8 protein-coding genes are annotated in these 13,760 nt (G+C 57.8%); 7 read left to right on the top strand and 1 reads right to left on the bottom strand.

Annotated elements, in window-relative coordinates; translation table 11 throughout:
• Positions 1-115: 115 nt before the first annotated feature.
• From ACVWYY_RS09045 to ACVWYY_RS09015, 7 genes are all read left to right on the top strand, one after another.
• A complete protein-coding gene (locus ACVWYY_RS09045) occupies positions 116-2,131 on the top strand; it encodes an ArsA family ATPase (RefSeq protein ID WP_457440317.1) in 2,016 nt (671 codons plus the stop codon).
• Between the two features lie 32 nt (positions 2,132-2,163).
• On the top strand, positions 2,164-4,224 hold the full coding sequence (ligA, locus tag ACVWYY_RS09040) for an NAD-dependent DNA ligase LigA (RefSeq protein ID WP_457440315.1): 2,061 nt from the start codon (positions 2,164-2,166) through the stop codon (positions 4,222-4,224).
• A 794-nt stretch (positions 4,225-5,018) separates the two neighbouring features.
• Positions 5,019-6,365, top strand: a complete 1,347-nt coding sequence (clpX, locus tag ACVWYY_RS09035) for an ATP-dependent protease ATP-binding subunit ClpX (RefSeq protein WP_457402654.1) — start codon at positions 5,019-5,021, stop codon at positions 6,363-6,365.
• A gap of 70 nt (positions 6,366-6,435) precedes the next feature.
• Complete coding sequence (locus ACVWYY_RS09030; RefSeq protein WP_414356515.1) at positions 6,436-7,125, top strand: potassium channel family protein; 690 nt, start codon at positions 6,436-6,438, stop codon at positions 7,123-7,125.
• Between the two features lie 11 nt (positions 7,126-7,136).
• Positions 7,137-8,609, top strand: a complete 1,473-nt coding sequence (locus tag ACVWYY_RS09025; protein WP_457402653.1) for a TrkH family potassium uptake protein — start codon at positions 7,137-7,139, stop codon at positions 8,607-8,609.
• A gap of 78 nt (positions 8,610-8,687) precedes the next feature.
• Complete coding sequence (locus ACVWYY_RS09020) at positions 8,688-9,794, top strand: phosphotransacetylase family protein (RefSeq protein WP_414343695.1); 1,107 nt, start codon at positions 8,688-8,690, stop codon at positions 9,792-9,794.
• 483 nt (positions 9,795-10,277) lie between these two features.
• Entirely contained in the window at positions 10,278-10,787 is a 510-nt protein-coding gene (locus ACVWYY_RS09015) for a ribonuclease H family protein (protein WP_457440313.1), read from the top strand.
• Positions 10,788-10,847: 60 nt separating this feature from the next.
• Here ACVWYY_RS09015 and ACVWYY_RS09010 read toward each other — a convergent pair whose 3' ends face one another.
• Positions 10,848-13,571 carry a glycosyltransferase gene (locus tag ACVWYY_RS09010; protein ID WP_457402650.1) on the bottom strand — a complete coding sequence of 908 codons (2,724 nt, stop codon included), beginning with the start codon at positions 13,569-13,571 and terminating at the stop codon, positions 10,848-10,850.
• Positions 13,572-13,760: the final 189 nt, after the last annotated feature.

The raw sequence follows: 13,760 nt of genomic DNA, 5'->3' as shown, positions 1-13,760 counted from the left end.
AGGCGCTCTGGGTGTTATGCTCAGAGCTTTGCGGGATACCGCCTTTCTGTTCGGAAACGGACAGAATGCTATCGCTTCACCGTTGAGCAGTAATGGTCAGCAGTGTTCAGCGTAAATGTATCAGCATTCCTGCCATCCTCTGCTCTTGGCTTCCCAACGCCTCTTGCTGTTCAGCGGCAAGGGAGGAGTGGGCAAAACAACCTTGACCTGCGCGCTGGCTCGCCAACTGGCCCAGGTGGATCCCCAGCGCCGTCTGCTCCTGATGTCCACAGATCCCGCCCACTCGTTGGGGGACGTGCTGCAAATCTCGGTTACGGATGTGGCCCAACCCTTGCCGGATCGCCCCAATTTACAGGTGCGGGCTTTGCAGGCGGAGATTTTGCTGCGGTCTTTTCGGCAAACCTATGGGCCGGCCCTGGAGCTCATTGCCGAGCGGGGCAGTTGGTTTGGCCGAGAGGATCTGCTGCCGATCTGGGATTTAGCCTGGCCGGGGGTGGATGAGCTGATGGCGATTCTGGAGGTCAACCGGCTGCTGGCTGGGGAGGAGGTGGATACCGTTATCTTGGACACGGCCCCCACCGGGCACACCCTGCGGCTGTTGGAGCTGCCCGACTTTTTAGATAATCTTCTGGCTGTGTTTGCCACCTTTCAGGCCAAGCATCGGGAGATCGCCCAAGCCCTGACAGGCACCTATCGACCGGATGAGGCGGATGCATTTTTAGCCCAGTTGCAGAGGGAACTGGAGGGGGGCAAAGCCCGCTTGACCACTCCGGAGAGCACCTCTGCTTGGCTGGTGATGATCCCGGAGCAGTTGAGCGTGGCGGAAACCCGCCGCTTTTGTCAGCAACTGCAAAACCGCCGCGTGCCCATCGGCGGTCTTCTGGTCAATCAGGTGCTGCTTGCAAGAGAGAATAACAGCCAACCTTCGCTGCCCGCTGCTCTCCCCTCTCCTCTCTACTCGGCGCGGCAACAGGAACAGCGGCGCGTGCTCAAAGCCCTACAGGAGGAGCTGCCCGGATACTCTATCTGGGTCTGTCCTTATCAACTGCAGGAGCCGGTTGGGTTGGCGGCCCTAGATGGGCTGGTGCAGCAGCTTCGCCCCTTGCCAGAGGTGCTGCTGGAGTTGGAAGGGATCCCAGAGCAGAGAGCGGAGAGAGAGTCTCCCTTCTCTACCCTCTTCCCTTCCTTCAGGGGGATCCCGTCCCTACCGGATTTTTTGACCCAAGGGATCCGACTGGTGTTGGTGGGGGGCAAAGGGGGTGTGGGCAAGACGACGGTGGCCGGGGCCCTGGCTTGGAACTTGGCCAAGCGCCATCCCGACAAGCAGCTCTTGCTGGTCTCCATCGATCCGGCCCACTCGTTGGGGGATCTGTTTCAGACGAAACTGGGTCAGGATCCCATTCCCCTGCTGCCCAACCTGCTGGGGCAGGAGATCGATGCGGCGGTGGTGCTGGAGCAATTCCGGCAGGATTACCTGGAGGAGGTGGCGGCCATCTTGGCGGGGGAGGGGACGGCAGGGGTGGAAGTCCAATACGACCCGCAGGCGTGGCGGCAACTGCTGCAGATGCCTCCACCCGGCCTGGATGAGGTGATGGCCCTGTTGAGTGTTCTCCGACAGGAGACGAGCGGGCAGTTCGACCTGGTGGTGCTGGACACGGCTCCCACAGGCCATCTCTTGCGGTTTCTGCAGATGCCCCAGGCTCTGGAGGGCTGGGTAAGCTTGGCCCTGAAGCTGTGGCTGAAATATCGGGATGTGGTGGGCAGGCCGGAATGGGCGCAGCGGATGCGGGAGCTTTTGGCCCAGGTGCGGCAGCTTCGGCAGCAGCTCCAGGATCCCCAGTTTGTTACCTTTATCCCCGTCTTTAACCCCGAGCAAGCGGTTCTGGCGGAAACCGAGCGTCTTTTGGCGGAATTGGATGCTTTGGGGATCCCTCATCCCTACGCCGTTCTCAATCGAGTGTGGTTAGAGGATTCTACCCCCTTTGGAGAGGCCCTCCGCCGTCGTCACCAGACTCTTCTGGCCCAGCTCCCCCAGCCATTTTCCCAGCAGGCCATCTTGACCATCCCCTTCCTACATCCTCCCAGCTTGGAGAATATCGGCTCCTACTTATTGGCTCCTCAGGAGCCCTAACCTAGGGGTAGACCTTGCTCACCCAAGGAGTTATGGATCCCCATCTGGAAGAACGCGCCCGCGAGCTGCGCACCCTGCTGCAGAAGGCCAGCATTGCCTACTATGTCCACGATGCGCCCATCCTGGAAGACAGCGTTTACGACCGCCTTTACCGCGAGCTGCAAGAGCTGGAGCGGGCTTACCCTGAACTGGTCACCCCCGATAGCCCTACTCAGCGGGTGGGAGAAAAACCTGCAGAGCATTTTCCCACCGTCTTCCACCGCATCCCCCTCTACAGTTTGGAAAACGCTTTCAACCCAGAAGAACTGGAGGAGTGGCAAGAGCGCCTGCTGCGAGTTTTGGGCCGTGCCCCTGTTCCCGACAGCAGGACAGAGGGAGAGCTGGAATATGTCTGTGAGCTGAAAATCGATGGTGCTGCCTTGGCCCTAACCTACATCAATGGTCTTTTGGAGCGGGGTGCTACTCGGGGGGACGGACAGGCCGGAGAGGACATCACCCCCAACGTGCGCGCCATTCGTTCGATTCCCCTGCGGCTGGCGACAGCAGATCCGCCTCCCGTTTTGGAGGTGCGGGGGGAAGTCTATCTGGCCCTAGCCGAGTTTGAACGGATCAACCAAGAGCGTCGTTCCGCTGGGGATCCCCCCTTTGCCAACCCGCGCAACTGTGCTGCCGGTACCCTGCGGCAGTTGGATAGCCGCGTTGTGGCCGCCCGCAAGCTCAGCTTCTTCGCCTACGCCCTCCACTGGCCGGAGGGATGGCCTGCCGGGGATCCCCCGCAAACCCAGTGGCAGTGTCTGCAGCAGCTCAAGGAATTGGGATTTCCAGTCAACCCCCTTTCCCAGGTCTGTCGGGGCTTGGGAGAAGTGATCCAATTTTATGAGCGATGGCGGGGTGCCCAGCTCCCCTACGCCAGCGACGGGGTGGTGGTGAAATTGAACTCCTTGCGGCTGCAGGAGGAGGCCGGCTTTACGCAAAAATTTCCCCGCTGGGCCATTGCCCTCAAATACCCTGCCCAGGAAGTCCCCACCCGCATCCGCGCCATCCTCGCCAGCGTGGGCCGTACCGGCGCCGTCACTCCAGTGGCAGAGCTGGAGCCGGTTCCTTTGGCCGGCACCCTTGTCAGCCGCGCCAGCCTGCACAATGCCGATCGCCTGCGGGAGCTGGATGTGCACATTGGCGATACTGCCATCGTGCGCAAAGCCGGGGAGATCATCCCGGAGGTGGTCGGGATCCTGAAGGAATTGCGCCCTGCCGACGCTGTTCCCTACAGCCTGCCCAGCCAGTGCCCCGAATGCCACGCCCCTTTGGTTCGTCCCCCTGGCGAAGCCGTGACCCGCTGCCCCAACCCCGAGTGCCCGGCCAAGCTGCGGGGCCAATTGCAGCACTGGGCCAGCCGTGATGCTTTGGATATCGAAGGCTTAGGGGAAAAGCGGGCAGCCCAATTGGTGGAGAGCTTGGGGGTGCGCACCGTAGCCGATCTCTACCGCCTCACCCCAGAGCAGTTGCAGGGTTTGGAGGGAATGGGATCCCGCTCCAGCCAAAAGCTGGTGCAAGCCATTCAGCGCTCTCGCCAGCAGCCCTGGGAACGGGTGCTCTACGGGCTGGGGATCCCCCATGTGGGGGTGGTCACCGCCCAGATTTTGGCCGGCCATTTTCCCACCCCTGAGCTTTTGGCCCAAGCCAGCGCAGAAACCATCGCCCAGATCTATGGGATAGGCGCGGAAGTGGCGGAAGCGGTGGTGGCCTGGTTTGCCGAGCCGGCCCATCGTCGCCTGTTGCAGGAGTTGCAGGCGCTAGGGATCCCCGCTCTTCCTCAGCAGGAGAACCCTGCCGTCTCCCAGATCCTGGCCGGGAAAAAATTCGTAATCACCGGCACCTTGCCCACCCTCTCCCGCCAGCAGGCCAAGGCTTGGATTGAGAGTCGGGGGGGCAAAGTCACCGCCAGCGTCAGCCGCCAAACCGACTACGTGGTGGTGGGCTCTGACCCCGGCTCCAAGCTGGAGCAAGCCCAACAACTGGGGATCCCCCTGCTGACCGAAGCGGAGCTGTTGGCGCTGGATCCCACCGTGGAATCCGGTGATCTGCATCCTTGACAGGGTGGATCCCCGAAAAACTTGGGTAGGGTGGGTTGTCTTAGCGGCAGGGATAATTTATGATTCACCTCTAGTGAGGAGTGGACGCCAATAGGGGGAAGCGAACGAAACACGGACAGTTCCTTCCCCTTTTTGGTTACAAAAAGGCGCGGCCACACCTCCAAAAAGTATCCAACTTAACTGAAGGATTCCTTTGCCAGTGCCAAATAAGTTCAACTATGATGGGATCAGCGGAGACGCATGTTTCCGTTCACTCCTCACACCATCTTCCGCTCGGCGTCAAGTCGGGCGGTTTTTCTATAAATCCGTCCAAAGGATGTATGACCATTCCCGATAGCAGCGAAACGGCTCACCCCTTCCATTTCCAGTTTTCCTCCTTGTAAGACACTTGGGGAGAACCGAGGCTGTGGCGTTTGCACGGGTAGCGCAGAGCGCTGGAGAAGCAAGAATGAAACACCTCCGTTGCATTGCTTCCCAGCTCCCCTTTGAAGAGTGGGTGGTCGCGGAAGCGGCACGGAGCGCTTGGGAAGTGTCTCAATCCAGTTTGAAATGACTATATCTCCAGTCTTTCCAGTTGATCCCCATGGGAATCTCTTGGCACCCTGCCCCCTTGGGGATCCGGAAACAAGCCCTACGAGCCCAGTGGAGATGCTAGACTAGTAGGTCAGTGAGATTCCACCAACTTCGGCCTCCTTACGCTTTCGCAGCCAATTTGCGACTGGATTGGAAGGTTTAGTTTTCTTCTGGCTTTTGCCGGATTAGGATAGCCAAGAGCAAGCAGCAACGAGGATCCCATGGCCAAATATGACTCCCATCTAAAGTGCTCCTTCTGCAACAAGTCACAGGATCAGGTGCGTAAGTTGATTGCGGGGCCGGGGGTCTACATCTGTGACGAGTGCGTGGAGCTCTGCAACGAGATTTTGGATGAGGAACTCTACGACGGCAACACTCCTCCTGCTGCCGCCCCTGCCGGCGGCCGGCGTGAAGCTCCTAAAAAATCCTCCCGCAGCCTGCCTTCTTTGGCGCAGTTGCCCAAGCCGCAGGAGATCATGCGCTATCTCGACCAATATGTGATTGGCCAAGAAAAAGCTAAGAAGGTTTTGTCGGTGGCGGTTTACAACCACTACAAGCGTCTGGCTGCCAAGGCCAACCCCGGTAGCGTCGGAGTTTCGGAACTGGATGAGGTGGAGCTACAGAAGTCCAACATTTTGATCATTGGCCCCACTGGCTCCGGCAAAACCCTGCTGGCGGAAACCCTGGCTCGCATGTTGGATGTGCCTTTTGCGGTTGCAGATGCTACCACCCTTACGGAAGCTGGCTATGTGGGCGAGGATGTGGAAAACATCCTGTTGCGCTTGCTGCAGGTGGCGGACATGGACGTAGAAGAGGCCCAGCGCGGCATCATCTACATCGACGAAATCGACAAAATTGCCCGCAAAAGCGAGAACCCCTCCATTACCCGCGATGTCTCCGGCGAGGGGGTGCAGCAGGCTTTGTTGAAGATGCTGGAAGGGACAATAGCCAACGTGCCTCCCCAGGGAGGGCGCAAGCACCCCTATCAAGACTGCATTCAAATCGACACTTCCAACATCCTCTTCATTTGCGGGGGGGCTTTTGTTGGCCTGGAAAAAGTAATCGAGCAGCGCATTGGCAAGAAATTGATGGGCTTTATCAAGCCAGGGGAGCAATTGTCGGTTAGCCGCGAGCAACGTATGGCCAATGCCCTCAAGGCTTTGGAGCCTGAAGACTTGATCAAGTACGGCATGATTCCCGAATTCACGGGGCGGCTCCCGGTAGTGGCGACTTTGGATCCGCTGGATGAGAAGGCGCTGGAGGCGATCCTGACGCAGCCCAAAAACGCCATTCTCAAGCAGGCGCAGAAGCTGTTGCGCATGGACGGGGTGGAACTGGAGTTTGAACCTGCCGCCATTGCTGCCATTGCCAAAGAGGCTTATCGCCGCAAGACCGGGGCTCGCGCCCTGCGGGCCATTGTGGAAGAGCTAATGCTGGATGTGATGTACGAGGCACCCTCCCGCCGCGACCTAAAGCACATCCGCATCACCGCAGAGATGGTGGAGCGCCGTTCCACCCGCGAGCTGATTCCTCACCCCTCTACGCTGCCCAAGCCTGAGTCGGCCTAGAGTCGCGGCCCTTCCGATCCCTGCTGGATGAACTTATGATCTGTTCTTGAAAGAGGGGGCAGGAGAGCACATGGCAGGGACTACGTTCCGCTGGCGCGAACGGCAGCGGGTGGATCGTGAATATGCGGTAATTGGTCTGGGGCGCTTTGGTTCTAGCTTGGCTCTCACCTTGATGGAGCGAGGGCACAATGTCTTGGGGATCGACCGCAGCCGCGAGATTGTGCAGCGCCTGGCGGATCAGCTGACGCAGGTGGTGGCCCTCGATTCCAGCGATGAAGATGCGCTGCGAGCGGTGGATATCCTCTCCTTCGACACGGTGGTGGTGGCCATTGGCAGCGATTTCGAGAGCAATTTGCTGACGACGGTGGCCCTGAAAAGTCTGGGGGTGCGCAATGTGGTCTGTAAGGCGTCGACCGAGCGGCAACGCTCTATTCTCCTGCGAGTGGGGGCAGATCGGGTGGTGTTGCCGGAGCAAGAGGCAGGGCGCCGTTTGGCTCAGGTGTTGACAGCACCGGGGATCCTAGATCAGCTAGAGCTGGAGCCGGGCTACAGCATTACGGAATTACAGGTGCCGGAGGCGTTGGTGGGCCATACGCTGGCGGAGTCGGATCTGCGTCGCCGCTTCGGCATCACGGTGCTGGTGGTGAAGCGAAAGCAATCGCTGGTGGTCTCTCCCCCCGCAGACTACCTGCTGGAAAAGGGGGATTTGCTGGTGGTTCTGGGGGCCAATACCAACATCTCGCGGCTGAATGAAATGTAGGGAGGGCTCCGATGAGAGAGGGCTCCGCCCCGCTTCCGCGAGAGGAGGGCTCTGAGCGCTTGGTTCCATCAGTGCCATCCCGCGCCCGCCACCTGCCGACACCGGGCTCGGCATTGTCTCAGTCCTCTAGGGCCTTTGGGAATCGTCTGCAGTGGTTTTTTGGGGGGGACAGGCGTCGCCCGCTGCCGCCGCCATTGCGGCTGGTCACAGGGTTGGGGCTCTTGGCAGTGGTGGGAACTTTGGTGCTCATGTTGCCGGGGATCGGGCGCGGGGATCCCTTGAGCTGGAATGAGGCGCTGTTTACGGCCATGTCGGCCCTGAGCGTGACGGGGCTCTCGACGATTGTGGTGGCGGAGGATCTCACCCTGTTGGGCCAGATTGTGCTGCTGATCCTGATTCAGATTGGCGGGGTGGGCTTCATGGTGTTGGCGGTGGTGGTGTTTCAATTGATCGGGCGGCGCATTTCCCTCCTCAATCGCTTGGCGCTGTGCAATTCGCTGGGGCTCATCGATCCGGGGGCGATCCTGGAATTGACTCGGCGGGTGCTGCTGGGGGTCACCCTCATTGAGTTGGGGGGGGCTCTGCTGCTCTGGGTGCACTGGCGGGATCTCTATGGGCCGGAGCGGGCGGTTTTTCTGGCTATTTTTCACGCGGTGTCGGCCTTTTGTAATGCAGGATTTGACCTGTTTGGCCGGGAAGGGATCCCTACAGACGGTCTGTCGCTGGCGATTTTGGCCGGTCTGATTTTTATCGGCGGTTTGGGCATCCCGGTTTTGTCGGATTTGTTAACCTGGCCACGGGGCCACCGCCCCTCTCTGCACACCCGGATTACCCTGGGCGTGGTGGTGGTTTTGCTCTGCACGGGCGGCATTGGCTTGTTTTTGGGAGAGAGCTTGCCCGGCGGATCCCTGCTGGAGGTAAGCTGGCCCCACCGCTTGGGCCTGACGTTTTTTCAGTCGGTTTCTGCCCGAACGGCTGGGTTTGCCGCGATCCCCATTGAGGATTTGACCCCGGCAAGCCAGTTGCTGCTGATGGCTCTCATGTTTATTGGGGCAGCCCCAGCTTCTATGGGGGGCGGCATGACCACCGGCACCTTGGCGGTGTTGGTGTTGGCTCTCTGGGGCTATGCCCGCGGTTTGCCCAGCGCTCAAATTGCCGGGCGCAGCTTGGATCCCTCCATGGTGCGCAAGGCGGCAGCGGTGTTAACGGTTTCTCTGTTTGTGGTGTTGTTGGCGGCTTGGTTGATTTTGCTGACCCACAGTAACAGTAGGTTGGATCCGGTGTTGTTTGAGGTGATCTCCGCCTTTGCCACCTGCGGCCTCTCGACGGGCTTTACCGGGGAGCTCAACTGGTTTGGCCAACTGATCATTGTGCTGGTGATGTTCTGGGGCCGGTTGGGGGCATTGACGATTGTCTTGGCCTTGGCTCAACAACAGCCCCGCCCGTTGGTAACCTACCCTGAAGAGTCGATCCTAATCGGTTAGTCCAGAACTGAGGAGAGAGCAGCCTCCGTTAGACTGAGTAAGGGATCCCTTCGTCCCTCTCGTTACCGGGAGCCATCTGTGTCCAAGTTTCTTTTGATCGGTTCTACCGAGCCCTTCAGCGGTAAGTCGGCTGCCATCTTGGGTTTGGCCAAACACCTGCAGCAGCAAGGGATAAAAGTCACCTATGGGAAGCCCATCGGTTCTTGCGAGCGGGAAGATTGCTCGCTGGAAGGGGGCGATCCGGATATGCGCTTTGTGGCGGAGTCTCTGCGGCTGACGATGGATCAAATGCCGCCGATGCTGCTCCGGCTCAACGAAGAGGCTTTGCTGGCTCAAATGAAGCGAGCTCCCGGGGATCCAGCTCCAGAGTGCCCGGTTGCCCCTCTGTTGGAGTTTGTCCAGCGCTCCCCTGCCGATTTGGTGCTGCTGGAAGGCCCAGCCGATCTTTACGAGGGGGAATTGTTTGGCCTGTCGCTGGCCAAGATGGCCCAAGCCCTGGATGCTCCGGTACTGCTGATCAGTCGCTACCATTCCTCCTTGGCTGTTGATTCTCTTCTCTTTGTCCATCGTCAACTGGGATCCCGCTTGGCAGGCGTGCTGCTGAACGATGTGCCACCTGACCAAATGCAACCGGCAAAAACGATCATTCGGCCTTTTTTGGAGGGACACGGGATCCCGGTGCTGGGGATTTTGCCCTCCCATCGCATTTTGCGCAGCATCAGCGTTGGGGAGTTGGTGCGGCAACTGGATGCCGAGGTGCTCTGCTGTCCGGATCGGATGGACCTGATGGTTGAAGACATTGCGGTAGGGGCGATGAACGTCAACTCGGCCTTGAAGTACTTCCGTAAGCTGGATCACAAGGCGGTGATCACCGGCGGAGACCGCACCGATATTCAACTGGCCGCCCTAGAAACTTCCACCCTCTGCCTGATCTTGACCGGCAAGCTCCCTCTGGATCCCCGCATTCAGTCTCGAGCAGAAGAGCTGGAAGTGCCGATCCTCTCGGTGGATCTGGACACCTTCACCACCATCAACCGCATCGAACGGGTTTTTGGGCAGATTCGCCTGCACGAGGAGGTGAAAGTCCGCTGCATCCAAGAGCTAATGTCAGCGAATTTTGACTTTTCCCGTCTCTATGCTCATTTGGGCTTGACACAACCCCTAGTGTCGGCGGTAGGTGCATAAGAAAAGTTATTACTGGCTTCTCTATATTTGGTGTCTAAATAGATATTTCTTCGAGATTGAGCACTATACCTGATCAAGATGAAATAAGCTCAGTTTTGACGCGCTGGTCTCTAGTGTCTGATGCTTTCCAGTATCTGCAATGATTTCTGCAAAAAAACGCAGGGATCTCTCGCCGGTTTGGCCTACTCACCAAATTCGAGAGATATCATGCGAGTATTCATCACCTCAACACACCACTCCTCCCCCAGATTTTCTGGGGGTTTTTGTTCGTACTGTTTTTAACCTTGTGCGTCAGTGTCACGTAAGCTGATGTTGACGGGGTTTATGCTGCTAATAGTGTGAAACAAAGCTTTTCTGAAGCTGAATACACTAAACAGTGGTGCCGGCACGCCCTTCTGCAATAAGATGCAGTGTCTGTTGTCGAGCCGGGATCCCAAATGTTGCCGTTAGCGCCGGATGAGCACCATGGCCAAGGTTTCACGGATGCACGGCCGCAAAGGAGCGGGCCCCAGCCGTCTGGTTGCCTGCCCCCACAGTGGCATCTTCACCGACGGGGGATGTTCTCCCAATCCGGGGCCAGGGGGATGGGCCGTGGTGGTGGTTCAAGATGATCGGGTTGTGGAAGAGTTTTGGGGAGGGGATCCCGATAGCACCAGCAACCGCATGGAGTTGACCGGCCTCATCCGGGCCTTGCAATATTGCCGCCACACCCAGGGCAACGGCGTAGATACCATCTACAGCGACTCCCACCTTTGCGTACAGACCTACAACGACTGGATGGATCGCTGGGCAGCGCAGGGGTGGCGGCGGCGCACCGGGCCGGTGGAAAACTTGGATCTGGTTCAGGAACTGTATCAACTAAAGCAGCAGTGCCCTCAGGTGCAGGTGGTTTGGATCCCAGCCCACCAAGGTCTGCGCTGGAACGAGTACGTGGATGGGTTGGTTGCCCAGGCTCGAGCCAGAGTGACCGTTCCTCCAGAAGTTAGGGGTTGAGGTTCCACACCGGCAGTGGGGGCACTGTGAAACTGGTTAGCAGCAAGATGCTTGCCAAGACTACAAGGCTGTTAGGCTTGGCTTGACTGCAAGGTGCAGAACTTCCTGGATGGTTTTAGCCATGCGCTCCCAGGTAAAAGACTTAACCCACTCTAAGCCTTTCCTGACTTTCTCAGCGCGCAACTTGGGATCCAGAACCTGAACCAGGGTGTCCGACAAAGAGTCCTCTACATAAAATGCAGCTTCTCCTCCTACTTCCACTAAGGCAGAGTTGGGATAGATAATGACAGGGGTCCCACAGGCCATGGCCTCCAATACGGGTAGCCCGAATCCCTCATATGCACTTGGGTAAACCAGCGCCACGGCATTCTGGTAGGCTTGAACCAACTGCTGCAGATCTAGATAAGCATTCATAACAGGTTGCGGAGCTGCCGCCTGTCGATAAGCCTCTGGAGTCGACCAGGAATGAGTGCAAAGGACAGGGAAAGGCTTATAGGACCACTGCTGATAAGCTTCAAAAAATAACTCCTGTCGTTTGTAAGCGCCTTGGTGGCATCCAATCAGCAGCCAGTGCTTGGGAATAGCTGAGGGATCCGGCTTGAATACACTGGTGTCAACCCCAGGGTAAGCTACTACTGCCTCTTTGCCAGTTAGACGCAGCAAGTCACAGGCCGTGTTTTGGCTAACAGCTACAATGCGAGCGGCTGCTTCAAGGGCTGCGTGCTTTTGGCGCCACATGGGATCTGAGAGATCCCAACCCAGCACTTCTGGGATCATGTCATGGAGCAGGAGCACCTGCGGAATGTCAGAGGGCAGGTATGTATGGTAGGTGCTCATAAAAACATCAGCCCCTGACCAAATAAAAGCTTGTCTCAACTCAGGATCATCCCAGCGGGCGTAGCTAAAGGGGTGACCCTGCATTCTCTCGACACCCTGGGGTAGCTCTCCCATGCCACCCCGATCGTAGAAAGTGATGCGAATCCCCAGCTGAGGCAATTCCCGCAGTAAGTTGCGCCAAACTGTAGCAATACCAGTTTGGTGCATCTGGAAGAACACCCCGTCCACAAATAGGTGAAGACGTTGCCGCACCTCTACCACCAAGGGATCCCCGTATGCCCAGGGGAAAAAGGGCTGCAGGGAGCAGGGCTTTTCCGCTTTTTGCAACTCTTCCCAAGCTCTGACAGCTCCTTGGTAGCCGTAGTAGGATTCCTTAAACTCCACCTGCTTTCGCAATGCATAGGCATAGTGGTCAAACACTAAGCCCTCTGCTTCCGTTTGGTCTGCGGTCAGAACCCTCTCGGGAAGTCGTCCCTTTCGGATCAATACAGGTGGCTCGTGAGTTTGCCACTCGCACTCAGAGGGATCCCATCTCCAGACCCGCCACCACTCCATCTGGGGGTTGTTGCCCCACTTACCTTTGTTGTCCAGGACAAGATTGGGGCCCACGAAGTAACGACAGTAGAACTGGGCCGCCTCTAGAGTGGGATCTGCTTCAAAGCGTCGATGAACCCGCCGGATTTGTTCGACTGTCCAAATTTCGTCTGCATCCAACTGCCACAGCAAGCAGGGATAGTCAGGTTGGGCTGCCCTGACCATTTCAATTTTGCCATCCCAAAACTGGCCATCGGGCTTCTGAACAAGCCGAACACGGCTGTCTTTGGCTGCCAAGTCCCTCAAGTATTCGACCGTACCATCCAAGCTGTGCCCCTGGGAGTATTCCTCAGGGATGCGGCCGCCGTTGGCTAAGCTCCACCCTGTGTCATGGCGTAAGGCAGCAACGCCCTCGACCACCACCCACTGCCAGGGGATCCCTAGCTTATCCAACTCGCAGAGGGTGGAGTAGTGGCGCTCAATGTACGGCTCCCCGTCTAAAACAATGGTGAAGAAGTGAATGGGAAGAGTGGCTCTGCTGTCTTTAAAGATGGCAAAGCCTTTGCGGACATTTCCCCAGCAAATGAGTCGGTAGCCATAGCTGGAGAGCTCCGTCAAGCAACGGCTGTTCTTAAAAGCGAAGATGTCATCCAGGGCAATATACTTGGGGCGAGCGCCCTGTTCCAAAAAAGCTTGGAGGTCATACCAGCCCGTAAACTCGCCGCCGTCAATGAGAAGAAGGTCGGGGTCGGGAACTCGGCTTGCCCCATCTGTGGGAACAGACTTGAGTAAATCTTGTCCCTCCTGGTGCCATTCCAGAGCCTGCTCTCGGCTATAGGGGGCCCAAAAGCTGGAGCAAGATTTCAGCCATTCTTCCACCTCCTCCACTGTAGCGATCCTAGGTTGGGCAGCAGCGTGAATGGGGATACAGCGGGGATCCTTGCTTACCCTTCTAGCCAGCTCTTTGTAGCGCTCAGGATGAGCTTCTATGCTGTAGATGCGAACAGAGTTGGGAAGGGCGTAGCGCAAAACAGCTGTGGATCCTTCTCCACTACTGGCCCCTACCTCGACCACCACCCGCAGGGAGGGATCCCTGCAAATTTCTGCAAGAGCTGCTCCAAAAGGCTCATCTAGCCGGATTTCTGGTGGGATATACCACTCTGGCCAGGCGGAGTCGCCGTTCCGTTTCTGATTGACCCAGCGGCCATACGCAGCAGCAGCTTCTCGATGATAGAAGGAACTGGCTGTGGGTAAAAAGGCATCAGCCTCCTCCTGAGAGAGGTCACGAAGGTATTGAGTAACCTGAAATAGCCACAGGCGCGCCACTTCCTCGCCTGTCTGGGGATCGTAAAGAGAGTTGATAAAGGCATTTGGAGGCCAATCTTCTAGAATTTGCTTCAATACTAACCACACCCAATCCTCTTCCCCAGCTCTAGCGAAGCAGTCAAGGCTGTGCGCCAGCAGCTGAAGTCTATGGTGGTGGTGTACAGGAAGCTTTAGGGCTTCCTCCCGCATGCGTTCTGCAACAGGTTGATAGACAATCGACAGAACTTGCAAAAGTCGCTTTGTCTGTGGCCACAATAACCCTTCTAGAGATCCACC

Source organism: Thermostichus sp. MS-CIW-34 (assembly GCF_054060435.1).
Note: the sequence above shows the minus strand (reverse complement) of the source record. Positions and strands in the feature narration are given on the sequence as shown.

Coding starts and splice junctions, on each gene's coding strand:
- ACVWYY_RS09045 (WP_457440317.1), top strand. CDS start 116: ATGTATCAGCATTCCTGCCATCCTCTGCTCTTGGCTTCCCAACGCCTC.
- ligA (WP_457440315.1), top strand. CDS start 2,164: ATGGATCCCCATCTGGAAGAACGCGCCCGCGAGCTGCGCACCCTGCTG.
- clpX (WP_457402654.1), top strand. CDS start 5,019: ATGGCCAAATATGACTCCCATCTAAAGTGCTCCTTCTGCAACAAGTCA.
- ACVWYY_RS09030 (WP_414356515.1), top strand. CDS start 6,436: ATGGCAGGGACTACGTTCCGCTGGCGCGAACGGCAGCGGGTGGATCGT.
- ACVWYY_RS09025 (WP_457402653.1), top strand. CDS start 7,137: ATGAGAGAGGGCTCCGCCCCGCTTCCGCGAGAGGAGGGCTCTGAGCGC.
- ACVWYY_RS09015 (WP_457440313.1), top strand. CDS start 10,278: ATGCACGGCCGCAAAGGAGCGGGCCCCAGCCGTCTGGTTGCCTGCCCC.